The organism is Streptomyces sp. NPDC001508, assembly GCF_040298665.1.
Classification (GTDB): Bacteria; Actinomycetota; Actinomycetes; order Streptomycetales; family Streptomycetaceae; genus Streptomyces.
Genome location: NZ_JBEPAP010000092.1, coordinates 1 through 22966, shown reverse-complemented (window position 1 = coordinate 22966; position 22966 = coordinate 1). Strand labels below are relative to the sequence as shown.

Here is a 22966-nt window from a genome sequence, read left to right as displayed (position 1 = left end):
TGTCTCCACCCTCCCGTGCCACGAGTGGCCTGTTCAACGCCTGTCCGGACGCTGTGGCACGGAAGTGACCGTTCCGGTACGGAGTCCGTGCCCTGCGACAAGAAGCGGCCCGCGGGTGCCCCGACCGCGCCCGTGACGTGCGAGGTCACCACCGCGTGCGGAGTGTGCCGATGTCCCGACAAGTTCGGGGATACTTCGGAAAGCACCCGCAGAGCCGGGCTAACGTGGCCCATCGCGACGCTCCGGTGGACCGGGTGCCGGGCGGCGTGCAACGGTGCATGCGCAACGGATCCGATGCTCCCGTGCGCCCCCTCCCACGGAACTGCGATCCTTAGGGGACGCATCCCTGTGGGTAGCCAGAACGGGGACTGGCGACGGGGTGCCACGCGGGGGAAGCCCGGGGCAGACACCGGGACCACAACAGCACCGACCGGGGGAAAGAGGGGGAAACCCATGCCTCGCTGGAAAGCCTTGCCCGATGAACTCGATCCGCAGATCAAGGAGTTCGCGAGCCAGCTGCGGCGGCTCGTGGACCGCAGCGGGCTGAGCGTCGCGGCGCTGGCCGACCGCACGGGCTACAGCAAGACGTCCTGGGAGCGTTACCTCAACGGACGGCTCCTCGCCCCGAAGGGCGCGATCGTCGCGCTCGCCGAGGTCACCGGCACGAATCCCCTCCACCTCACCACCATGTGGGAGCTGGCCGAACGCGCCTGGAGCCGTTCGGAGATGCGGCACGACATGACCATGGAGGCGATACGCATCTCCCAGGCGCGCGCCGCGCTCGGGGAGTTCGGCGGGCCTCAGCCGGGCGGGAGCGGCCCGGCCCGCAAGGGCACCAGCGCGACGGCGACGCCGGGGGTCGCGGGCCCCACGGGCGTGTCCCCGACGATCCCGCCCCAGCCGACGGCGCCCGACGCCGACGCGCGCGAGGGGGCCGGGCGGGCTCCCGGAACGGGCGTCAACTCCTGGGGAATGGCCGGGTACCAGGGTCCCTCGCGGGCGGGCGGCCGTACGCCGTCGTCGTCCCGGCCGCCGGCTTCCCCCGCCCCCTCCGCTCCCGGCGCGTCCCCTGCCACCGCATCCCCCAACGGTGCGGGCCGGGCCCAGGGCGCCCCGGGCCCGTACGGGCAGCCGCCGCAGGGGCCGGGCACCGGCGGCCCCGCCTCCCGGGAAGCGGGCGGCAAACGGCGGGCGGCCATGTTCCTGGCGGGCCTCGTCGGAGTGCTCGTCGTCATCGCGGCCGTCTACTTCCTGACCGACGGCGGCGGCGAGAAGAAGAACGAGGGCACGGACAAGTCGCCCTCGCCGTCCGCCAGTACCGCGGCCGACCTGCCCCCCGGGGTCAAGTGCGTGGGCAGCGGTTGCACGGGCAAGGACGCCGAGGCCATGGGGTGCAGCGGCGACCTGGTGACCACCGCCGACACCGCCGCCGTCGGCCCCACCACCGTCGAGGTCCGCTACAGCAAGACCTGCGGTACGGCGTGGGGACGGATCACCGGGGCCGCGCAGGGCGACGAGGTCCGCATCGTGGCCGGCACCACCAGCCGTACCGGCGCGGTCACCGAGACCGGCGACACCATCGCGTACACGCCGATGGTGGCCGTGAAGACCGCCACGGAGGCCAAGGCCTGCGCGACCCTGTCCACGGGCCGGACGGGCTGCACGCAGTAGCGACGGCGGGGGTCGTGAGCCCGCCCGCCGGGGATCCGCGGGCCGGTGACGCCCCCACCGCGAAGAATCGCCGTCGGGCGCGCATGGTCCGCGTCATCGGGGGCACGCGAACCGTTACCCCCACGGGATCCGGGCTCCGGACTCCCCGAGCGGCGGCCGCCCTTGTCTCAGCTCTCCCGGACGGGCGGCCGCCTCTTCCGGGGGTCTGTGGGGTGGGCCACACGGGGCGGACGATTCCGGGATAGCGGATGCGCGATAGCCTGACCGCTGGATCTCTCTTGACGCCAAGAGATCGATCAACCGAACCGTGATCGATCATCGCGGCGGGCGCCGGTCACAAGCCGGGCGGGATCCCGTACCCCCGGGGCAGGGACGCCCCACCGCCAGCTGTCATACGGAGAACGCCATGACCCGCACTCCCGTGAACGTCACCGTCACCGGCGCGGCCGGCCAGATCGGTTACGCCCTGCTCTTCCGCATCGCCTCCGGCCAACTGCTCGGCGCGGACGTGCCGGTCAAGCTGCGCCTCCTGGAGATCACCCCCGCGCTGAAGGCGGCCGAGGGCACGGCCATGGAGCTGGACGACTGCGCGTTCCCGCTCCTCCAGGGCATCGACATCACGGACGACCCGAACGTGGCCTTCGACGGCGCGAACGTCGCCCTCCTCGTCGGCGCCCGGCCGCGCACCAAGGGCATGGAGCGCGGTGACCTGCTGGAGGCCAACGGCGGCATCTTCAAGCCGCAGGGCAAGGCCATCAACGACCACGCCGCGGACGACATCAAGGTCCTCGTCGTCGGCAACCCGGCCAACACCAACGCGCTCATCGCGCAGGCCGCCGCCCCGGACGTACCGGCCGAACGCTTCACCGCGATGACCCGCCTGGACCACAACCGCGCGCTGACCCAGCTCGCGAAGAAGACGGGCTCGACGGTCGCCGACATCAAGCGCCTGACCATCTGGGGCAACCACTCCGCCACCCAGTACCCGGACATCTTCCACGCCACCGTCGCCGGCAAGAACGCCGCCGAGGTCGTGGGCGACGAGAAGTGGCTGGCCGAGGACTTCATCCCGACCGTCGCCAAGCGCGGCGCCGCGATCATCGAGGCCCGGGGCGCCTCCTCCGCGGCCTCCGCCGCCAACGCCGCCGTCGACCACATCCACACCTGGGTCAACGGCACCGCCGAGGGCGACTGGGCCTCCATGGGCATCCCGTCGGACGGTTCCTACGGCGTCCCCCAGGGCCTGATCTCCTCCTTCCCGGTCACCACGAAGGACGGCCGCTACGAGATCGTCCAGGGCCTGGAGATCAACGACTTCTCCCGCGCCCGTATCGACGCCTCCGTCAAGGAACTCCAGGAGGAGCGCGAGGCGGTCCGCGCCCTCGGCCTCGTCTGACGGGCGTCGGCATATCCGGGGCCCGTATGACGGCGGCCCGTACGACCCCGTCGGGGTGGTGCGGGCCGCCGTCGTGTTCGGGGGCGGGGCTGGTGCAGGTGCGCGGGGTCGGCGGCCTCGACCAACGGCGTCACGGCAGGCCGGGCGTCGTGACGAGTGCCCCTGCGGTGTGCCGCAGCGCCGCGTCCGCCGCGCGCCGCAGACCCGGGCCGAACGTGATCCGGGTGGCCCCGAGTTCGCCCAGCTCGGCGGGCGAGGGGCCCTGCCCGTCGAGCCGCGCGAGCACATTGAGCGGTCCCTGGATCCCGGACCGCAACAGCGGCACCATCGATGCCGGGACGCCGATCGGATACACACAGTCGGCGCCCGCGGCGACATACGCCGCGGCCCGCGCGATGGCCGGCTCGGCATCCGTGACACCGCGGACGAAGGTGTCCACGCGCGCGTTGACGAACAGCTCGTCACCGGCGGCCGAACGCACCGCGGCGAGCCGGTCCGCCTGCTCCTGCGGGTCCCTGAGGACGCCCCCGGTGGAGTCCTCAAGGTTGCAGCCCACGACCCCCGCCTCCAGCAGCCGCTCCACCAGCTCCCGCGGCGCGAGCCCGTAGCCGTCCTCGACGTCCGCCGACACCGGGACCCGCACCGCGCGGGCGATACGGGCCACCGCCGCGAACATCTCGTCCGCCGGGGTCGACCCGTCCGCGTACCCGAGGGACGCGGCGACGGCCGCGCTGGGTGTGGCCAGCGCGGCGAAACCGGCATCCTCCAGCACCCGGGCGCTCCCCGCGTCCCACGGCCCAGGCAGGACCAGCGGTTCGCCCGGCGGGCGCCGCAGATGCAGCGCGCGGAAGACCTGCACCTTGCTCACGGCTGATACCCCCCGGGCGGGACGCGGCGGCTGACCATCACACGATTCCAGCTGTTGATGGCCGTGATCAAGGCGATCAGATGGGCGAGTTCGGCCTCGTCGAAGTGCTTGGCGGCCCGCTCGTACACCACGTCCGGCACGAAGCCCTCCGTGAGCACGGTCACCGCCTCGGTGAGCGCGAGAGCGGCCCGCTCCCGCTCGCCGAAGCGGTCCTCGGCCTCCTCCCAGGCGTTGAGCAACTGGATCCGGTCCTCGGACTCGCCGCCACGCCGGGCCGCCCCGAGAGGCATGTCCAGGCAGAACGCGCAGTGGTTGATCTGCGAGGAGCGGATCATGACCAGCTCGGCGAGGGCCGGGTCGCCCAGCCCCCGCTCGGCGGCGGCGGACAGCGCGGACAGGGCCGCGCCGACCGCCGGGCCGAGCACCCGCGTACGGTTCACGCGTACTGCCCCGGCTGGTAGTGGCCCGGCGTCATCCGGGCGGCCACCCCGAACCGGTTCCAGGCGTTGATCACCGTGATCGCGGCGATCAGCTGCGCCAGCTCGGCCTCCTCGAAGAGCTTGGCGGCCTTCTCGTAGACCTCGTCGGGCACGAAGCCGTCGGTGAGTACCGTGATCGCCTCGGTCAGCTCGATCGCCGCCAGCTCCTTCTCCGTGTAGAAGTGCCGCGACTCCTCCCACGCGCTCAGCTGCACGATCCGCTCGACGCTCTCCCCGGCCGCGAGGGCGTCCTTGGTGTGCATGTCGAGGCAGAAAGCACAGTGGTTGATCTGCGAGGCCCGGATCTTCACCAGCTCGTACAGCTTGGGGTCCAGACCCCGCTTGGCCGCGGTGTCCAGCCGGATCATCGCCTTGTACACGTCCGGGGCGAGTTCGGCCATGCGCAGACGGGGTGCGATCACGGGTGCGTACTGAATGCTTTCCTGTGCGGTCATGTCCTCGACTCTAGAAGCCGGGCAGCCCAGGAGTATGGTCCATTTCCATGGCGGAATCCTGGGCCACTTTGGGCATCGACCTGCATCTGGAGCCGACCGGCTCGCAGGGCCTGCGGCGCGGCCTCACCGACGCGCTGCGGGACGCCGTCCGCACCGGCCGGCTCGCCCCCGGCACCCGGCTGCCCTCCTCCCGCAGCCTCGCCGCCGACCTCGGCATCGCCCGCAACACCGTCGCCGACGCCTACGCCGACCTGGTCGCCGAGGGCTGGCTCACCGCCCGCCAGGGCTCGGGCACCCGGGTGGCCACGGGGATGGCCTCCCCGGCCGGCGCGGCCCTCCCGGCGGCCGGCCGGGCGCCCCGCCGCCGCGCCGTCGACCGGCCCACCCACAATCTGACCCCCGGCACCCCCGACCTGTCCGCCTTCCCGCGCACCGCATGGCTCAAGGCCGCCCGCCGCGCCCTGACCACCGCCCCCAACGACGCCCTCGGCTACGGCGACCCCCGCGGCCGGCCCGAACTGCGCACCGCCCTCGCCGGCTACCTCGCCCGCGCCCGCGGCGTCCGCGCCGACCCCGAGAACATCCTGGTGTGCGCAGGGTTCGCGCACGGCCTGAAGATCCTCACCACGGTGCTGCGCTCCCGCGGCGTCCGCACGGTCGCCGTCGAGTCCTACGGCCTGTTCGTCCACTGGGACCTGCTGGCCGCCGCCCGCCTGGCCACACGCCCGCTGCCGTACGACGACCTGGGCACCGACACCCGCGCCCTCGCGGACACGGGCGCCGTGCTGCTCACGCCCGCCCACCAGTTCCCGATGGGCACGGCCCTGCACCCCGACCGGCGGGCCGCCGCGGTGGACTGGGCGCGGCGCACCGGCGGCCTGGTCCTGGAGGACGACTACGACGGCGAGTTCCGCTACGACCGCCAGCCCGTCGGCGCGCTCCAGGGACTTGCCCCCGACCATGTCGTGCACCTCGGCACCGCCAGCAAGTCCCTCGCCCCCGGCCTGCGGCTCGGCTGGATGGTGCTGCCGCCGTCCCTCGTCGACGAGTGCACCGCCGCCAAGGGCCACAGCGACAGCTGCGGGGTGCTGGACCAGCTCACCCTGGCCGAGTTCCTCATCTCCGGCGCCTACGACCGCCATGTGCGCTCCGCCCGGCTGCGCTACCGGCGCCGTCGCGACGCCCTCGTCGCGGCCCTCGCCGCCCGCGCCCCCGAGGTCCGGGTCACCGGCATCGCGGCCGGGCTGCACGCCGTGCTGGGCCTGCCGCACGGCACCGAGAAGTCGGTGCTCCAGGCCGCCGCCTGGCAGGGACTGGCCCTGCACGGCCTGACCACCTACCGCCACGAACACTCCGTGACCGCGCCCCTGGACGCCCTGGTCGTCGGCTACGGAACCCCACCGGACCACGCCTGGACAGCAGCCCTCGACGCCCTGTGCCGCGTCCTGCCCTGACCTGCGGCCCGCGCCGCACGATCGAGGTGGCTGACGTGGCTGATGTGACGGACGTCGTCCTGTGCGGCAGGTGGGGCAGGTGCGGCGGATTGATGGCGGGTGCGGCGAGTGTCGCGGGGCGGGGGACGGGTGAATTGCGCTGGGCCTCTGTCGGGGGAGCTTCCGGGGGGTCCGTGGTCGCACCGTTCGGGGCCCGAACAACCGGGCCTTGCCATCACCCTGCCGCCGATTTCCGCCGGGCGGGCCTTGCGCCATGCGGTTCCTGGTCGAAGCCGAGAACTTGGGGGAGCGGGTACGGGGCCGAGGGATGTGCTAGGCGCCTGTTGGGTGGGTTTCCGGTACGGGGGCCTCTCCGAAGCGGGCCAGGGTCAGGGCGCCGGTGACTGCCACCGCGAAGCCGAGTACCGCCAGCCAGGTCAGGCCCTCGCGGGTGCGGTCGCCGAGCCACACCACGCCCACCGCCGCCGGACCGATCGTCTCGCCGATCACCATCCCGGCGGTGGCCGTGGTCACCGAGCCGCGCTGGAGGGCCGAGGTGAGCAGCAAGAAGGCGGCCACCCCGCCGAGCAGCAGGGCATAGGCGGCCGGATCGGCGAACAGGGCCGCCGGCGCCAGATCGTCGATCAGCCGCACCGCCACCTCCACCACCCCGAACCCGAAACCCGCCCCCAGCCCGAGCGACAGCGCCCGGCCCCGCCCCCGCAACCGCCCGCCGACCGCCCCCAGCAGCAACACCGCCACGGCCGCCGCCAACGTCGCGTACCTCAACGCCGCCGAGCCGTCCCGGTGGCCCTCCGCCCCGGAGGCCAGCCCCAGCATCGCCAGCCCGGCGCACACCACCGCAACCGCGCCCCACTCCGCCCCGCTCAGCCGCACCCGCAGCAGTCGCGCCGCGACCACCGCGGTGACCGCCAGACTCGACGCCAGCGCCGCGCCGACCGCATAGATCGGGACGGACCGCAGCGCCGCGATCTGCAGCACGAACCCGAGACCGTCAAGCCCCAGACCGACCAGGTACCGCCACTGCCGCAGCGCCCGCAGCAACAGCGCCGCGTCCCCGCCCTCACCGGCGCCCGCGGCCCGGCGCGCGGCCATCGCCTGCAACACGGTCGCCGTCCCGAAACAGACCGCCGCGCCCAGGGCGCACACCATTCCGAAGAGCACGAAGCGACTGTAGGCGAGCCGGGAGATCCGGGGCCTGATCCCAGCCCGCCTCTCACCGGACTCTCGCCTCCGACCGGACTCCCGCCTCGGACCGGACTCCCGCCTCTCTCCGGACTCTCGCCTCTCTCCGGACTCTCGCCTCGGACCGGACTCTCGCCTCGGACCGGACTCTCGCCTCGGACTGGATTCTCGCCTCGGACCGGACTCCCGCCTCTCTCCGAACTTTCGCCTCCGACCGCACTCCCGCCTCGGACTGGATTCTCACCTCGGACTGGATTCTCACCTCGGACCGGAATCTCACCTCGGACCGGAATCTCCCCTCGGACCGGACTCTCGCCTCGGACCGGACTCTCGCCTCGGACCGGACTTTCGCCTCGGACCGGACCTCGGCCTCGGGCGGCTAGCGGGCCACGACCGATCGCAACTGATCGAGCCCCCAGTCCAGATCCTCCTTCTCGATCACCAGCGGCGGCGCGACCCGGACCGTCGGGCCGTGCGCGTCCTTCACCAGCACGCCGCGGTCCATGAGCCGTTCCGAGACCTGCCGTCCCGTGCCGAGCGCAGGCGCCACATCGACCCCCGCCCACAGCCCGCGTCCGCGCACCGCCGTCACCGCGCCGGTGCCGAGCAGCGCGCCCAGCTCACGGTGCAGATGCTCGCCCAGCTCCGCCGCGCGCCCCTGGTACTCGCCCGACCGCAGCATCGCGATCACTTCCAGCGCCACCGCGCAGGCCAGCGGATTACCGCCGAACGTCGACCCGTGCTGACCCGGCCGGAACACCCCGAGCACCTCCGCGCCCGACACCACCGCGGACACCGGCACGATCCCGCCGCCCAGCGCCTTCCCCAGCAGATACACATCCGGCACCACCCCCTCGTGCTCGCAGGCGAAGGTCCGCCCGGTCCGGCCCAGCCCCGACTGGATCTCATCCGCGATGAACAGCACGTTCCGCTCCCGGGTCAGCTCCCGCACCGCCGGCAGATAACCGGCCGGCGGCACGATCACCCCCGCCTCGCCCTGGATCGGCTCCAGCAGCACCCCTACCGTGTTCTCGGTGAGCGCCGCCCGCATCGCGGTCAGGTCCCCGTACGGCACGATCTCGAAGCCCGGTGTGTACGGCCCGAAGTCCGCCCGTGCCTCCGGTTCCGTGGAGAAGCTGATGACCGTCGTCGTACGGCCATGGAAGTTGCCCCCCGCGACCACGATCTTCGCCATCTCCGCGGGCACCCCCTTCACCCGGTAGCCCCACTTGCGGGCCGTCTTCACCGCGGTCTCCACCGCCTCCACGCCGGTGTTCATCGGCAGCACCAGCTCCATGCCGCACAGCTCGGCCAGCTCGGTGCAGAACGCGGCGAACCGGTCGTGGTGGAACGCCCGCGAGGTCAGCGTCACCCGGTCCAGCTGCGCCTTGGCCGCCGCCACCAGCCGCGGGTGACCGTGCCCGAAGTTCAGCGCGGAGTAGCCGGCGAGCAGATCGAGGTAGCGCCGGCCCTCGACATCCGTCATCCAGGCCCCGTCCGCAGTGGCCACGACCACCGGCAGCGGGTGGTAGGTGTGCGCGCTGTGGGCGTCGGCGGCGGCGATGAGCCTCTCCGTAGCGTTCACGGGAACTCCAGTGGGCCAGAGTGTCGGGTTCGTCCCCCTCTCCCATCCTCGCTCCCGGGCCGGACCCGGAGGCGTCAGCAACATGCGACCACCGCCGCGCGTGCCCGTCCGATGCGCCCGGTAGGCTGACCGGCGGGCCGTGACTGGCGCGCTGGGATGGGATGGACCATCGGGGAGCGGCCCGGCCAGTGCGAGTGCCGTGCGCCTGGGCCGAGCCGTGAACGCTGTACATACGCCGTCCGGAGGTCCCCATGCCAGAGCAGCCCCTGTCCCCCCTCTCCTCGTCTCTCTCCGCCGAGTCCACCGCCTTCCGTGCCGCCCTCGACGTCATCCGTGCCGTCGAACCGCGCGTGGCCGACGCCATCGGCCAGGAGGTCGCCGACCAGCGCGAGATGCTCAAGCTGATCGCCTCGGAGAACTACGCCTCCCCGGCCACCCTCCTCGCGATGGGCAACTGGCTCAGCGACAAGTACGCCGAGGGCACCATCGGCCGCCGCTTCTACGCCGGCTGCCGCAATGTCGACACCGTGGAGTCGATCGCCGCTGAGCACGCCAGGGAACTGTTCGGCGCCCGTCACGCCTATGTCCAGCCGCACTCCGGCATCGACGCCAATCTCGTCGCCTTCTGGGCCGTTCTCGCCCAGCGCGTCGAGGCGCCCGCCCTGGAGAAGGCCGGCGCCCGCCAGGTCAACGACCTCTCCGAGGCGGACTGGGCCGAACTCCGCCAGTCCTTCGGCAACCAGCGCATGCTCGGCATGTCCCTGGACGCCGGTGGCCACCTCACCCACGGCTTCCGCCCGAACATCTCCGGCAAGATGTTCGACCAGCGTTCCTACGGCACCGACCCGGGCACCGGCCTCATCGACTACGAGGCCCTGCGCGCCTCCGCCCGTGAGTTCAAGCCGCTGATCATCGTCGCCGGTTACTCCGCCTACCCCCGTCTCGTGAACTTCCGGATCATGCGGGAGATCGCCGACGAGGTCGGCGCCACGCTCATGGTGGACATGGCCCACTTCGCCGGTCTCGTCGCCGGCAAGGTTCTCACCGGAGACTTCGATCCGGTCCCGCACGCCCAGATCGTCACCACCACCACGCACAAGTCGCTGCGCGGGCCCCGCGGCGGCATGGTCCTGTGCGACGACTCCCTCAAGGACCAGGTCGACCGCGGCTGCCCGATGGTGCTCGGCGGCCCCCTGCCGCATGTCATGGCGGCCAAGGCCGTGGCCCTCGCCGAGGCCCGCCGGCCCTCCTTCCAGGACTACGCCCAGCGGATCGTCGACAACTCCCGGGCGCTGGCGGAGGGCCTGATGAGCCGGGGCGCCACCCTGGTCACCGGCGGCACCGACAACCATCTCAACCTGATCGACGTCGCCGCCTCCTACGGCCTCACCGGCCGCCAGGCCGAGGCCGCACTGCTGGAGTCCGGCATCGTCACCAACCGCAACGCGATCCCGGCCGACCCCAACGGCGCCTGGTACACCTCCGGCATCCGCGTCGGTACCCCGGCCCTGACCACGCGTGGCCTGGGCACCGCCGAGATGGACGAGGTCGCCGGCCTCATCGACCGCGTCCTGACCACCGCCGAGCCCGGTACCACGAGCAAGGGCACCCCGTCCAAGGCCCAGCACATCCTCGACCCGAAGATCGCGGACGAGATCTCGCACCGCGCCTCCGACCTCGTGGCCGGTTTCCCGCTGTACCCGCAGGTCGACCTCGGCTGACCCCCACCCCGCACCGAGCACCCGGGACCGGGAGTCCCCGCACCCGGTCGGGAGTCTCCTGACGCCCGGGGATCGATCAGTTCCCTTCGTGGTTCCTCCCACGGCGGTCCGGCCCGGCGCGCCGGGCCGCCGCGCGGCGGCGTCAGGAAGCCGGTGCCGACGACCGGCCCGGGTCCGTGCCACCGTGGCCACCGTGGCGTCAGGGACCGCAGTACCCGTGCGAGAACAGCACCGGCCGCCGCGCCCGGTATCGCCCAGGCCGGTCAGGAGGGCGCACGGCGCTGTGGGCGGAGCGCGGCGACCGCCGGATCCGCCGTTTCCGGTATCAGCGGCTCGGCCTCCACGAAGGCGGCCTCCCGGCCGGCGAGCGTGCGCTGCCGCGCCGCCGTCCGCACTGTGTTCCTCGTCTCATCGGCGACGATCGACCGCAGCCAGGGCCTGAACGCCGCGCCGTCCTCGAAGCGGCCCGGCGCGCAGTACGCCTTGACGAAGGCCTGCCGCACCACGCCCTCCGCGTCCGTTCCCGCGCCGAGTGCCGCCGCCCGCAGCGCGATGCCCGTATGGGCCCGCACCAGCTCCGCGTACGCCTCCGGCTCTTCGGCGCGTACGCGTGCGATCACCGCGGCCTCATCGACGATGCGGCCCCCTCCCGCGTCCTCACGCTCTTGATGCACCGCCGGAGACGCATCGGTTCCCAGCCGTTTCCGATCGGTTCGGGAGCGGGTCACGACACCTGAGAGAATGGTGAACATGGCTTCAGACAGTCCCCGCGTGCTCTCCGGGATCCAGCCCACCGCAGGCTCGTTCCACCTCGGCAACTACCTCGGCGCCGTTCGGCAGTGGGTGGCCCTGCAGGAGTCCCACGACGCGTTCTACATGGTCGTCGACCTGCACGCGATCACGGTCCCGCAGGACCCGAAGGAGCTGCGCGCGAACACCCGGCTCGCCGCCGCCCAGCTCCTCGCGGCCGGCCTCGACCCGGAGCGCTGCACGCTCTTCGTCCAGAGCCACGTCCCCGAGCACGCCCAGCTCGCATGGGTCATGAACTGCCTCACCGGTTTCGGCGAGGCCTCCCGCATGACCCAGTTCAAGGACAAGTCCGCCAGGCACGGTGCCGACCGCGCCTCCGTCGGCCTGTTCACCTACCCGATCCTTCAGGTCGCCGACATCCTGCTGTACCAGGCCAACGAGGTCCCGGTCGGCGAGGACCAGCGCCAGCACGTCGAGCTGACCCGTGACCTCGCCACGCGTTTCAACGGCCGCTTCGGGGAGACCTTCACCGTGCCGAAGCCGTACATCCTGAAGGAGACGGCGAAGATCTACGACCTTCAGGAACCGTCCGTCAAGATGAGCAAGTCGGCCTCCACGCCGAAGGGCCTCATCAACCTCCTCGACGATCCCAAGGCCACCGCCAAGAAGGTCAGGAGCGCGGTCACCGACACCGACACGGTCATCCGCTACGACGTCGAGAACAAGCCGGGTGTGAGCAATCTGCTCACGATCTACTCGACGCTCACCGGCGCCGGCGTGGCCGAGCTGGAGGCGAAGTACGAGGGCAAGGGGTACGGGGCGCTCAAGACCGACCTCGCCGAGGTCATGGTGGAGTTCGTGACGCCGTTCAGGGAGCGCACCCAGCAGTATCTGGACGACCCCGAGACGCTCGACTCGATCCTCGCCAAGGGCGCGGAGAAGGCGCGCGCCGTCGCCGCGGAGACCCTGGCCCGCGCCTACGACCGGGTGGGCTTTCTGCCCGCGAAGCACTGAGGCGCACCACCGCACACGGGCCGTCGGGCAGAGCGCCGCACATCACTTCGGCTGCGCCTGCCCACGGCACAGCCATGGCCGTACAGTCGATAGCCGGACGGCTGAGTACGAATCCGGCAGCCCAGCCGAGACGACGACAGGAGACGACGTGGGGACCGTAACGATCGGCGTGTCGATCGCGGTCCCGGAGCCTCACGGCAGCCTGCTCCAGGAGCGGCGCGCGGGCTTCGGCGACGCCGCGGCTCACGGCATCCCCACGCATGTCACGCTGCTGCCGCCGACAGAGGTGGACGACTTCGCGGTGCCGGCCGTCGAGGCGCATCTGGCGCAGGTCGCCGCGGCCGGCCGGCCGTTCCCGATGCGGCTGTCCGGCACGGGCACCTTCCGGCCGCTGTCGCCGGTGGTCTACGTCCAGGTCGTCCAGGGCGCGGAGATCTGCTCCTGGCTGCAGAAACGGGTCCGCGCCGGGTCAGGTCCGCTGGCCCGCGAACTCCAGTTCCCTTACCACCCGCACGTCACCGTGGCGCACGGCATCGAGGACGCGGCGATGGACCGGGCGTTCCGGGAGCTGGCCGGGTTCGAGGCGGAGTGGCCGTGCACCGGGTTCGCGCTCTACGAGCAGGGGGCGGACGGTGTGTGGCGGAAGCTGCGGGAGTTCACCTTCGGGGGTGCGGTGGTGCCGCCGCAGGCGGGGCATGCGGCGTGGGGGACCGTCGTCCGGCAGTGACCTCCCGCAAGGGGCGCGGGGCGCGCCGAGCCCCCACGGTCCCGCACCCGACCGACGACCTCAAAGCCCGGCCCCACCACGGCCGCAGCCGAAAAGAAACCCCAGCCACAGCCAAGCCGGCGCAGCCGACGGGGCTCTAGAGCGGTAGGCGGCGGAACAAGGGGCGGGGGGTGTGGCGCAGGGCTGTCATGATGAGGCGGAGCCGGCCCGGGACCCAGATCGTTTCCGCGCGGCGGCGCAGGCCCAGTTCGATGGCCGTGGCCACGGCTTCCGGTGTGGTCGCCAGGGGCGCCTCGTCGAGGCCGGCCGTCATCCGGGACCGTACGAATCCGGGACGTACGACCATGACGTGCACGCCGGTGCCGTACAGGGCGTCGCCGAGGCCCTGGGCGAAGGCGTCCAGGCCGGCCTTGCTGGAGCCGTAGATGAAGTTGGAGCGGCGGGCCCGCTCGCCGGCGACCGAGGACAGGACCACCAGGGAGCCGTGGCCCTGCGTCTGGAGCGCGGCGGCCGCCACCAGGCCCGCCGAGACCGCGCCCGTGTAGTTGGTCTGCGCGACCCGGACCGCGCTCACCGGTGCCCGCTCGTCGTGCGCCTGGTCGCCGAGGATCCCGAAGGCGAGCAGCACCATGTCGACGTCGCCCTCCGAGAAGACCTTGCCGAGCACCGCCTCGTGCGACTCGGGTTCGAGCGCGTCGAAGGCGACGGTGCGGGCGTCCGCGCCCAGGGCGCGCAGCTCATCGGCGGCCTTGTCCAGGTCGGGCGACGGGCGGCCGGCGAGCCATACGGTGCGGGTGCGGCGGGCGATCAGCCGGCGCGCGGTGGCCAGCGCGATGTCCGACGTACCGCCGAGGACGAGCAGGGACTGGGGGAGGCCGAAGGCGTCCTTCACGACAGCTCCTTGGAGGTTGGGGCTTCTCAGAGGTCCAGGCGGCGGGCTAGGTCCGAGACGAACACCCCGCGCGGGTCCAGTTCCGCGCGCAGCGCCCGGAAGTCGGCGAGCCGGGGGTACATCGGGGCGAGCAGATCCGGCCGCAGCCGGGAGTCCTTGGCGAGGTAGACGCGTCCGCCGGCGGCGGCGACCTCCTCGTCCAGCTCGTCGAGGAAGGCGCCGAGCCGGGGCAGGTTCGCCGGGATGTCCAGGGCGAGCGTCCAGCCGGGCACCGGGAAGGAGAGCCAGCCGGGGTCCGCCTCGCCGAAGCGCTTGAGTACGGCCAGGAAGGACGGGAACCGGCGCGCGGAGATGCGGCGCACGATCCGGTGCAGGGCGTCCTCCTGGCCGTGTCCGACGACGAACTGGTACTGGACGAATCCGCCGCGGCCGTAGATCCGGTTCCAGTGCGGCACGCCGTCCAGGGGGTGGAAGAAGGCGGGGATCCGCTGGAGTTCGCCGGTACGCGCGCGTGGCGCCCTGCGGTACCAGATCTCGTTGAACAGCCCCACGCCGGTCCGGCTGAGCAGGCCGTCCGGGACGAAGGGCGGGGCGGGCGGGAACTGCCGGGGGCGGAAGGACAGCGGGCGCCGCCACGCGCGCGTGCCCTCGCGCAGCGCCTCCACGGGTGCGTGGTCGCCGCGGGTGAGCACGGCGCGGCCGGTGGCCGCGCCCCGGGCCAGCAGATCGATCCAGGCGACCGAGTAGCGGTAGCGGTGGTCGGTGGCCGTCAGGCGGGCCATCAGATCGTCCAGGTCGGTGGCGCGCTCGGTGTCGACGGACATGTACGAGGTCTCCACCGGCAGCAGCCGCACGGTGGCGGTCAGGATCACCCCGGTCAGGCCCATTCCGCCGGTGGTCGCGTCGAACAGGGGGGTGCCGCGGCCGACCGCGCGGATCTCGCCGTCGGCGGTGAGCAGTTCCAGCGCGAGCACATGGCGTGAGAAGGAGCCGGAGACATGGTGGTTCTTGCCGTGGATGTCGGCGCCGATCGCCCCGCCGACCGTCACCTGGCGGGTGCCGGGCGTCACCGGCACGAACCAGCCGAGCGGCAGCAGCACCTCCATCAGCCGGTGCAGGGAGACACCCGCGTCGCACAGCACGGTGCCGCCGTCGGCGTCGATGGCGTGGATGCGGTCGAGGCCGGTCATGTCGAGCACGGCACCGCCGGCGTTCTGCGCCGCGTCCCCGTAGGCCCGGCCCAGTCCCCGCGCGATGCCGCCGCGTACCCCGCAGCTGCGGACGGCGGACACGGCATCCTCGTACGTCCGCGGACGTACCAGCCGGGCGGAGGTGGGGGCGGTGCGGCCCCACCCGGTGACGGAAACCATGGCTCCAGACATGCCGGAGACCGTATCGTCCCTATGTGGGCGATTAATTTAGAAACATCCCATCCTTCCCCGAAATGGGTGATTAATGGGATGTCGCTCAATATTGCCGTAGTTCTGGCGGTGCGGGCGTGAACAGTGAGTCCACATGGACGACATGGACCACCGGATCCTTTCTGCACTCCGCGCCTGCGGTGCCGATCCGCGCGTCGCGTCCGCCGCACGCGGCCTGTCCCTGGCCGGTGAGCACGGCGCGCTGTGGCTCGCGGCGGGCCTCGTCGGAGCCGCCGCGGACGGCGCACGGCGCGGCTCCTGGCTGCGCGGCACGGCGCTCGTCGCGGGCGCGCACCTCACCAGTTCGGGCGTCAAACGCCTCGTGCGCCGGGGGCGCCCGGGGCATATCGAGCCCCTTGTGCGCACCGTCGGCCGGTACTCCTTCCCGAGTTCGCACGCCGCCTCCGCGACGGCCGCCGCGGTGGCGTTCGGGGCGCTGGGCGCGTACGGACTGCCGCCCTTGGCCGCCGCCATGTGCCTGTCCCGCCTGGTGGTGGGCGTCCACTACCCCTCCGACGTCGCCGCGGGCGCGGTCCTGGGGGCGCTCGCGGCACGACTTGGGGCGCGCTGGATGACAGGGGGCGGCCGTGACTGAGACCGCGCCCCTCACGGACGGCGTGCACGCCGGGGAAGCCACGCTGCCGGAGCGCCGCAGGCCCCCCGTGCCGTCCGCGCGCCCGCTCAAGGGCGCCCTCCTGGGCACTCTCCTGGGCGGCCTGCTGAGGACCACCCGCCCCAAGCAGTGGGTCAAGAACAGCCTCGTCGCCGCCGCCCCGGCCGCCGCCGGGCAGCTCTTCTCCCGGCATGCGCTCACCCAGGTGTCCCTCGTCTTCGTGCTGTTCACCGCCTGCGCCGCCGCCGTCTACCTGATCAACGACGCCCGTGACGCCGAGGCCGACCGGGCCCACCCGACCAAGTGCCGCCGCCCGGTCGCCGCGGGACAGGTCCCGGTACCCGTCGCGTACGCCGTGGGAGCCGCCCTGGCCGTGCTCGCGCCGGCCGCCGCTGCCTGGCTGACCTCACCCCTCACCGCGGCCCTCCTGGCGGCCTATGCCGCCATGCAACTGGCGTACTGCGTCAGCCTCAAGCACGTCCTGGTCGCCGATCTCGCCGTCGTCACCACCGGCTTCGTGATGCGGGCGATGATCGGCGGGGTCGCTCTCGGCATCCCGCTGTCCCGCTGGTTCCTGATCACCACCGGGTTCGGGGCGCTGTTCATGGTGTCGGCCAAGCGCTACTCCGAAGCCCTCCAGATGGCCGGGAAACCGGGCGCCACGCGCGCGTTGCTCACCGAGTACACCACCGGCTACCTCCGTTTCGTCTGGCAGCTGGCCGCGGGGGCCGCCGTCCTCGCGTACTGCATGTGGGCCCTGGAGGAGGGCGGTACGCCGCACGCGGGCGTGCTGCCCTGGCGGCAGCTGTCGATGGTCGCCTTCATCCTCGCGATCCTCCGCTACGCCGTCTTCGCCGACCGCGGCACCGCGGGCGAGCCCGAGGACGTCGTCCTGCGCGACCGGGCGCTGGCCCTGATCGGACTGGCCTGGCTCGCCATGTACGGGCTCGCGGTGGCGAACTGGTGAGCGTCGTCCGACGCGAACTCCTCGGCTTCGCCGCCGCCGGGCTCCTCGCCTACGCCACCGACCTGGCCGTCTTCAGCTACCTGCGGGGCCCCGCAGGACTCGATCCGGTCACCGCGAAGACCGTGTCCTTCGTCGCGGGCTGCACGGTCGCCTACGTGGGCAACGCGCGCGGCACCTACCGCCACGCGCAGCCCAGGGGCCTGCGTCCGTACGCCGTCTTCGTCGCCGTGAACCTCGCCGGCGCGCTCGTCCAGCTCCTGTGCATCGTCGTCAGCCACTACGGCCTCGGACTCACCTCGCAGTGCGCCGACACCGTCTCCGGCGCCGGAATCGGCATGGCCCTCGCCACGGTCCTGCGTTTCTGGGGTACCCGGACATTGGTGTTCCCCGCCGAGGGCAGAGTCGGATCATGGACTGGCTGAAGAGGCTCCCCGGAATCGGACCGCTCGTCACGTGGCTCATGGCCACGCACGCGTGGCAGGCGTACGAGCGCCTGGACCGGGTGAAGTGGACGCGGCTGGCGGCGGCGATGACGTTCATCAGCTTCATCTCGCTGTTCCCGCTGCTGACGGTGGCCGCCGCGATCGCCGCCGCCACCCTGAGCACGGCGCAGCAGCAGCAGCTCCAGAAGAAGCTGGCCGAGCAGGTCCCCGGAATCTCGGCCCAGTTGGACATCCACGCCCTGGTGCAGAACGCGGGCACCGTCGGACTCATCGCCGGTGCGGTCCTGCTGTTCACCGGCATCGGCTGGGTCGGCCAGATGCGCGACTGTCTGCGGGCGGTGTGGGAGCGGCCGGACAGCGCGGGCAACCCGATCGTGCGCAAGGCCGTCGACGCGGGCGTCCTCGTCGGCCTCGGCGGCGCGGTGCTCGCCACCATCGTCATCTCGACGGTGGCCTCCGCCCTGGTCGGCTGGATCTCCGACGAGTTGGGCCTGGACCGGGCGAGCTGGGGCAGTCTGCTGCTGCGTGTCGCCGCGTTCGCCGTCGCCGTGCTCGCCGACTTCCTGCTGCTGCTCTACGTCCTCACCCTGCTGCCCGGGGTCGATCCGCCGCGCCGCCGCCTGGTGGTGGCCGCGCTGATCGGCGCGGTCGGCTTCGAACTCCTCAAGCTGCTGCTCAGCGGCTATATCCAGGGCGTCGCCACGAAGAGCATGTACGGGGCCTTCGGCGTGCCCGTGGCCCTGCTGCTGTGGATCAACTTCACCGCGAAACTGGTGCTGTTCTGCGCCGCCTGGACGGCGACGCAGAGCAAGGAAGGACCGGTCACGGACGGGGCGCCCGACGGCGCACCAGATCCGGCAGCGGCCAGCGGCGATTGATCAGGAACACCCCGCCGGACAGCAGCACCAGCAGCCCGCCGGTGATGGCCAGCGCGATGCCCACTCCGGTCGAACCGCCCGTGGCGGAGGCGTCGGCCGGCTTCGCCGAGGGCCCGCCGTCGGCCGCGCCCCCCGCGGTGCCACCGCCCGCCTCCGCGGCGGACGCCGTGGCGCCCGGCTGCCCGTCGGCCGGTGCCGCGCTCCTCGGCGGCACCAGTTCGCCCACCGGCCGTACCTTGCCGGCCGCCGCGAAACCCCAGTCGAAGAGCTTCGCGGTCTCCTTGTAGACCTCGTTGTGCTCGTTCTTCTGCGGGTTCATGACGGTGACCAGCAGCACCCTGCCGCCGCGTTCCGCGACGCCGGTGAAGGTGGCGCCCGCCTTGGTGGTGTTGCCGTTCTTCACGCCCGCGATCCCGTCGTACACCGAAACGTCGGTGTCGCCGCTCAGCAGCCGGTTGGTGTTCTGGATCTCGAAGGTCCCGCGGACCTTCTTGCCCTTGACCTTCTTGGTCTCGCCCGGGAATTTCACCCGGACCGTGGAGCAGTACTCCCGGAAGTCCTTCTTCTGCAGCCCGGAGCGGGCGAACAACGTCAGGTCGTACGCCGAGGAGACCTGTTCCGGCGCGTCGTAGCCGTCGGGGCTGACCACCTGGGTGTCGAGGGCCTGCAACTCCTCGGCGTGCGCCTGCATGTCCTTGACGGTCTGCTCGACGCCGCCGTTCATCGCGGACAGGACGTGCACGGCGTCGTTGCCAGAACGCAGGAAGACGCCGAGCCACAGGTCGCGGATCGTGTAGGTCTCGCCTTCATGTACCGGGACCACGCTGGAGCCTGCGCCGACGCCCGCCAGGTCGGAGGGTGCCACCTTGTGCTCGGTCGACTTGGGGAACCTCGGCAGCACGGTGTCCGCGAACAGCATCTTCAGCGTGCTCGCCGGGGGCAGATGCCAGTGTGCGTTGTGGGCGGCGAGCACGTCGCCGGACTCGGCGTCGGCGACGATCCAGGAGCGCGCGGTCAGTCCCTTGGGCAGCACGGGCCCGCCGGCACCCAGGTCGACCTGGGTACCGGCCTGGCCGAGGCGGGCGCCGCCGACCGTCGACATCTGCGCCGGGGGTGTGGCCGACGGGCGCGGGGCCGCCAGGGCGGCCGGCGCCGCGAGGAAGGTCACGAGAGAGGCCGCGAGGGATGTCGCAAGGGAAGCAGTCAAGAATGTGGCAGAACCGGCCAGAAGGGATCGTCTGGCGATCTTATTGGATGCGGGCACGGTCGAGAACGTACCTGTCGCGGGCCGTGAAGTCCCGCCGCCCGTCCCACCCCGGGCAGGGATCCGGACAGCCGGCGGCGATACTGGGCGTATGAAGCTCAGCCGCCCGCTGTCCTGGTTCCTGCTCGCCTTCGGGGTGTGGAGCTGGGTCATCTGGATCGCGATCCATACACAACTAACCATTACCCCCGCTGTGAGAGCGCAGGGCAGCCAGTCGGATACTGACAGGGCACGATCCCCCAGCAGAGGACTCCACCCCATGAAGCTCAGCCGCCGTGTCTCCTGGTTCCTGCTTGCCTTCGGCGCCTGGTCTTGGGTGATCTGGGTGACCTTCGTCAAGAACTTGGTCAAGGACGCAAGTGGACTCGCATTCGAGGACGGCAGTCCTACCGCGTACTTCTGGGTCCACCTTGCGCTGGCTATCACGTCATTCATCCTAGGCACTGCCGTTGGCGTGATCGGTTTCCGGGGCGTTCGCGCGCACATGAAAGAACCCCGCCTGGACGCCACGGGGGACGACGTACAGACGGGGCAGCCGACGCGCTGAGCCTCACATGGGCCGTCTCTCAGCGCGCCGGGGTCTTGTTGCGGGGGTCGTCGGGGTGACCGTGGAACGTGTGCGCGTGCATGGCGTAGACCACAGCCCTTGCGGCCTGGCTCGATCCCCCATGTAGCACCGCCTTGAGGGAGTCACGCAGTAGGGCGCACGTAGGGCAGGTGTCCGGGTCGACGGGACCTAAGCGGGGCGTCCTCAAATCAACGAGAAACACGTGACCGCCTCGACTCACAGCGTGTGCATTCGGGGTGCAGGGGACAGTCAGCGGTGCGAGGCATGTAGACGACACCAGAGCGGGTGTCGAGTGCTCCGCCGTACTGTGTCCACCAGCCTTCCGGAGAGTCCGCGTACGGGCCTAGCGGGTCATCTATGAGGCTGACCAACTCCGGGTCCGGTAAAGCCTGCACACGGGCGCTGACGCGTCTTGCCGGGGCAGTCATGCCGGGCACTCCACGTGCCGGTAACGCACAACCGGACTACGTGAGGCTTGCTCGCGCTCAACCCGTCGGCACACTTCAAGGGGCTTGATCAGATTCTTGCAATCAGGGCAGGTCTCGCCCTTGGGCGCGTAGGTCGTGTATTCGCCCTGCCGCGCGTCGGTGTCTGTAGTCCTGGTGCTCATGCCCGCCGTCCCCTCGCGTGGTCCGATGCCAACCACGCTAGGAACGTTGGAACCTCAACTCACAGCCGATTGCACGAGATTGCACGCCGATCAGCCGAGGGACTCCATGGCTGCTGTGATCAGGGCGCGAGCCTTCACGCCGTACACGGCAACCTCGGCCAGCGTGGCGAACGTGTCGGCGTACATGGTCACCTCGCTGGGCTGCGTGAGCGTGAGGTATCCCGAGATCAACTCGACATTCACCTGTGCCGTATCGAAGATCCAGAATCCCTCAACCGGCATTCGCGACCGGCCAACCATTGTGCGCACCACACCCAGACTGACGTTGGGCAGCGCAGCGACCGAGAGCAGATGGTCAAGTTGCTCAACCTGCGTATCTGGCTCACCGAGCGCATTTCGTAGAACGGACTCCTCAATCAGGAACGCGAAACGGCGGTTCCCTTCGTAGAGCACACGCTGACGCTCCATTCGCGCTGCGACAGCATCCGCCACGTCATCGACCTTTACCCGCCGTCGCTGCACAGCACGCAATACGTCCTCGGTATAGCCGTACGTCTGGATCAACCCAGGGACAAGCCCCGGCGAATAGGACCGAAACCAGCGCGTTCGCTCGTACAGAGGCAAGCGCGCTTCCTGAGCCTGCCGAAGCCCCGCGCGCTCCATTCGGCGCCATTCCACCCACATGCCTTCAACGGCCCGCAGAGAGGCAATCAGGTCCTCTGTCTGCTCCTCTGCGCCACAGGCACGGCACCATGCCCGGATATCGTCGGCAGAGGGCGACGTTTTCGCGGTCGAGATCCGGGACACCTTGGCCGGGTGCCATCCGCACGCCTCCGCGAGCCGCTTACCGTCCAACCCGGCGTCCCTGCAAATCTCCCGCAGGCGATCGGCAAGGACTTTCCGGGCTGCTTGAACGCTTGATGATCCTGATACAGCCATGGCGCGGACCGGCTAGACCGGCTTGTACTCCTCGTGAGGCGTGGCCCGTTCCCAGACCGTTTCGAATGCCGCACTCACCAGCGCCACGACGGCGGGCTCAGAGCGCCATTCGCGGTCTACTACCTCACCAATTCCCGAGAAGTAGGTGAACAGCACCGTTGAGTTGTCGAACATCCATAGGTCAGTGCCCGGTAGCGCGATATCTCCTGCCTTGCGTCGCGGAAGCCAGCGGACCAACTCACCAGCCGCAACGTTCGGGAACGTCACGTCGTACTCATACTTGATGTAGTCCGTTACGGGTTCCGAGACGATACGGGCACGGCGCATAACGACTCCGCGCGCTGTCGTCTCGGTCACGACGTCCAGAAACGGGCGCCACCAAGTCGAGCGGTCGGCGGCAGGATCGAGGCGCTTCCCGTTCTGCCACGCGATGAACTCGGGGTCGTTCGGTTGATAGGCGTCGCGCATTTCCAGGTGCACGGCTGAATGCTGGGCTTTTGCCAGACCCTCAAGTACAGGGTTCGTCATCGTTGCTACTCGCTGTCAGAGCGGGGGATGTACTGAAGCATGATCTTCGGAAGCCTGATGATCGTCTCGTGATCCGGCACGTCTGTGGAGTGATCCGGAATTGAGCCAATTTCCTGACACGCCTTCACCTCCTCCTCGGTGGCCTTGTACGACTGGATCAACAGGTCCCCCGTCTCCTCGTCCAGCCAGATGGTTGGCGAGTCCGTGTCAGGCGTGTTCGGGATGATCCCCAGGAACCGTAGCCGCATGCCGTGCCCTTCCGTCGATGCGATTGCGTCCGATTGCACGACCATCACCCCCCTGACTGATCACGTCAAGAGGGCGTGTCCGCACGACACTTGACCCGGTCTGACGAACCATCAGAACACACGAATAGCCCCGACCCCAGGGCATCCCGGGGTCGGGGCTTGTTCATTCGCTCGGGTCGGCATCGAGGTACGGGTTAGCCTCGGGCTTTCACGAGGGGGACCGTCCGAGTGTTGATCAAATAAGCGAGGAGTGCCTCTGAGCTGGGACGATAGGGCTTGTCGAAGGTCCT

22 protein-coding genes, 1 pseudogene and 1 riboswitch are annotated in these 22966 nt (G+C 71.1%); of the genes and pseudogenes, 11 read left to right on the top strand and 12 right to left on the bottom strand.

Features of this window, described 5'->3' with window-relative positions:
- The first annotated feature begins 453 nt into the window (after positions 1–453).
- Together ABT245_RS42750 and ABT245_RS42745 are read left to right on the top strand one after the other, a co-directional pair.
- Positions 454–1671 carry a helix-turn-helix domain-containing protein gene (locus ABT245_RS42750; protein WP_351745615.1) on the top strand — a complete coding sequence of 406 codons (1218 nt, stop codon included), beginning with the start codon at positions 454–456 and terminating at the stop codon, positions 1669–1671.
- A 406-nt stretch (positions 1672–2077) separates the two neighbouring features.
- The gene (locus tag ABT245_RS42745) at positions 2078–3067 is read left to right on the top strand and encodes a malate dehydrogenase (protein ID WP_351745612.1); all 990 of its coding nucleotides are present in this window, start codon (positions 2078–2080) and stop codon (positions 3065–3067) included.
- A gap of 130 nt (positions 3068–3197) precedes the next feature.
- Here the strand turns inward: ABT245_RS42745 and ABT245_RS42740 are convergent, their stop codons facing one another.
- From ABT245_RS42740 to ABT245_RS42730, 3 genes are read right to left on the bottom strand one after another with little or no spacing between them, the layout of a single operon-like run.
- Positions 3198–3935 (bottom strand): isocitrate lyase/PEP mutase family protein, encoded by a 738-nt coding sequence (locus ABT245_RS42740; protein ID WP_351745609.1) that lies wholly within the window; start codon positions 3933–3935, stop codon positions 3198–3200.
- A complete protein-coding gene (locus ABT245_RS42735; RefSeq protein ID WP_351745606.1) occupies positions 3932–4375 on the bottom strand; it encodes a carboxymuconolactone decarboxylase family protein in 444 nt (147 codons plus the stop codon). Before ABT245_RS42735 ends, ABT245_RS42740 begins: the two co-directional genes overlap by 4 nt.
- Positions 4372–4869, bottom strand: a complete 498-nt coding sequence (locus tag ABT245_RS42730) for a carboxymuconolactone decarboxylase family protein (RefSeq protein WP_351745603.1) — start codon at positions 4867–4869, stop codon at positions 4372–4374. Before ABT245_RS42730 ends, ABT245_RS42735 begins: the two co-directional genes overlap by 4 nt.
- 47 nt (positions 4870–4916) lie before the next feature.
- Between ABT245_RS42730 and pdxR the strand changes: the two genes are divergently transcribed.
- Positions 4917–6323 (top strand): MocR-like pyridoxine biosynthesis transcription factor PdxR, encoded by a 1407-nt coding sequence (gene pdxR / locus ABT245_RS42725; RefSeq protein ID WP_351745600.1) that lies wholly within the window; start codon positions 4917–4919, stop codon positions 6321–6323.
- Between the two features lie 312 nt (positions 6324–6635).
- Here pdxR and ABT245_RS42720 read toward each other — a convergent pair whose 3' ends face one another.
- Together ABT245_RS42720 and rocD are read right to left on the bottom strand one after the other, a co-directional pair.
- Positions 6636–7475, bottom strand: coding sequence for a hypothetical protein (locus ABT245_RS42720; protein WP_351745643.1), 840 nt, complete (start codon positions 7473–7475; stop codon positions 6636–6638).
- A 412-nt stretch (positions 7476–7887) separates the two neighbouring features.
- Positions 7888–9093 (bottom strand): ornithine--oxo-acid transaminase, encoded by a 1206-nt coding sequence (rocD, locus tag ABT245_RS42715; protein ID WP_351745598.1) that lies wholly within the window; start codon positions 9091–9093, stop codon positions 7888–7890.
- 129 nt (positions 9094–9222) lie between these two features.
- A riboswitch (ZMP/ZTP riboswitch) is annotated at positions 9223–9311 on the top strand.
- Positions 9312–9344: 33 nt separating this feature from the next.
- On the opposite strand from rocD, the gene ABT245_RS42710 reads away from it, so the two are divergent.
- Entirely contained in the window at positions 9345–10814 is a 1470-nt protein-coding gene (locus ABT245_RS42710; protein ID WP_351745595.1) for a glycine hydroxymethyltransferase, read from the top strand.
- 275 nt (positions 10815–11089) lie between these two features.
- Here ABT245_RS42710 and ABT245_RS42705 read toward each other — a convergent pair.
- Positions 11090–11434, bottom strand: a pseudogene (locus ABT245_RS42705) (RNA polymerase sigma factor); the annotation flags it as partial.
- Positions 11435–11564: 130 nt separating this feature from the next.
- Here ABT245_RS42705 and trpS point away from each other — a divergent pair.
- Positions 11565–12578 carry a tryptophan--tRNA ligase gene (gene trpS, locus ABT245_RS42700; protein ID WP_351745592.1) on the top strand — a complete coding sequence of 338 codons (1014 nt, stop codon included), beginning with the start codon at positions 11565–11567 and terminating at the stop codon, positions 12576–12578.
- Positions 12579–12726: 148 nt separating this feature from the next.
- Positions 12727–13305 (top strand): 2'-5' RNA ligase family protein, encoded by a 579-nt coding sequence (locus ABT245_RS42695; protein ID WP_351745589.1) that lies wholly within the window; start codon positions 12727–12729, stop codon positions 13303–13305.
- A 136-nt stretch (positions 13306–13441) separates the two neighbouring features.
- On the opposite strand, the gene dprE2 is transcribed toward ABT245_RS42695, so the two are convergent.
- Positions 13442–14197, bottom strand: a complete 756-nt coding sequence (dprE2, locus tag ABT245_RS42690; RefSeq protein WP_351745586.1) for a decaprenylphospho-beta-D-erythro-pentofuranosid-2-ulose 2-reductase — start codon at positions 14195–14197, stop codon at positions 13442–13444.
- A 26-nt stretch (positions 14198–14223) separates the two neighbouring features.
- The gene (gene dprE1 / locus ABT245_RS42685) at positions 14224–15579 is read right to left on the bottom strand and encodes a decaprenylphosphoryl-beta-D-ribose oxidase (protein ID WP_351745584.1); all 1356 of its coding nucleotides are present in this window, start codon (positions 15577–15579) and stop codon (positions 14224–14226) included.
- 133 nt (positions 15580–15712) lie between these two features.
- Between dprE1 and ABT245_RS42680 the strand changes: the two genes are divergently transcribed.
- Genes ABT245_RS42680 through ABT245_RS42665 form a run of 4 tightly spaced genes read left to right on the top strand, consistent with a single transcriptional unit; the run spans position 15713 to position 18519 of the window.
- Positions 15713–16213, top strand: coding sequence for a phosphatase PAP2 family protein (locus ABT245_RS42680; protein ID WP_351745581.1), 501 nt, complete (start codon positions 15713–15715; stop codon positions 16211–16213).
- On the top strand, positions 16206–17198 hold the full coding sequence (locus ABT245_RS42675) for a decaprenyl-phosphate phosphoribosyltransferase (protein ID WP_502982312.1): 993 nt from the start codon (positions 16206–16208) through the stop codon (positions 17196–17198). The genes ABT245_RS42680 and ABT245_RS42675 overlap by 8 nt, the downstream gene beginning before the upstream one ends.
- The gene (locus tag ABT245_RS42670) at positions 17195–17620 is read left to right on the top strand and encodes a GtrA family protein (RefSeq protein WP_351745578.1); all 426 of its coding nucleotides are present in this window, start codon (positions 17195–17197) and stop codon (positions 17618–17620) included. Before ABT245_RS42675 ends, ABT245_RS42670 begins: the two co-directional genes overlap by 4 nt.
- Positions 17608–18519, top strand: a complete 912-nt coding sequence (locus ABT245_RS42665; protein ID WP_351745575.1) for a YihY/virulence factor BrkB family protein — start codon at positions 17608–17610, stop codon at positions 18517–18519. The genes ABT245_RS42670 and ABT245_RS42665 overlap by 13 nt, the downstream gene beginning before the upstream one ends.
- Here ABT245_RS42665 and ABT245_RS42660 read toward each other — a convergent pair.
- Positions 18464–19783: a D-alanyl-D-alanine carboxypeptidase family protein gene (locus ABT245_RS42660; RefSeq protein WP_351745572.1), complete on the bottom strand. Its 1320-nt coding sequence runs from the start codon at positions 19781–19783 to the stop codon at positions 18464–18466. The two genes, ABT245_RS42665 and ABT245_RS42660, sit on opposite strands and share 56 nt — an antisense overlap.
- Positions 19784–19874: 91 nt before the next feature.
- On the opposite strand from ABT245_RS42660, the gene ABT245_RS46370 reads away from it, so the two are divergent.
- Entirely contained in the window at positions 19875–20330 is a 456-nt protein-coding gene (locus tag ABT245_RS46370; RefSeq protein WP_502982311.1) for an SCO4848 family membrane protein, read from the top strand.
- A 721-nt stretch (positions 20331–21051) separates the two neighbouring features.
- Here ABT245_RS46370 and ABT245_RS42650 read toward each other — a convergent pair.
- From ABT245_RS42650 to ABT245_RS42640, 3 genes are read right to left on the bottom strand one after another with little or no spacing between them, the layout of a single operon-like run.
- Positions 21052–21900 (bottom strand): helix-turn-helix domain-containing protein, encoded by an 849-nt coding sequence (locus tag ABT245_RS42650; RefSeq protein ID WP_351745570.1) that lies wholly within the window; start codon positions 21898–21900, stop codon positions 21052–21054.
- Positions 21901–21912: 12 nt separating this feature from the next.
- Positions 21913–22428, bottom strand: a complete 516-nt coding sequence (locus tag ABT245_RS42645; protein ID WP_351745568.1) for a DUF6879 family protein — start codon at positions 22426–22428, stop codon at positions 21913–21915.
- Positions 22429–22433: 5 nt separating this feature from the next.
- Positions 22434–22676 (bottom strand): hypothetical protein, encoded by a 243-nt coding sequence (locus tag ABT245_RS42640; protein WP_351745635.1) that lies wholly within the window; start codon positions 22674–22676, stop codon positions 22434–22436.
- Between the last annotated feature and the right edge of the window lie 290 nt (positions 22677–22966).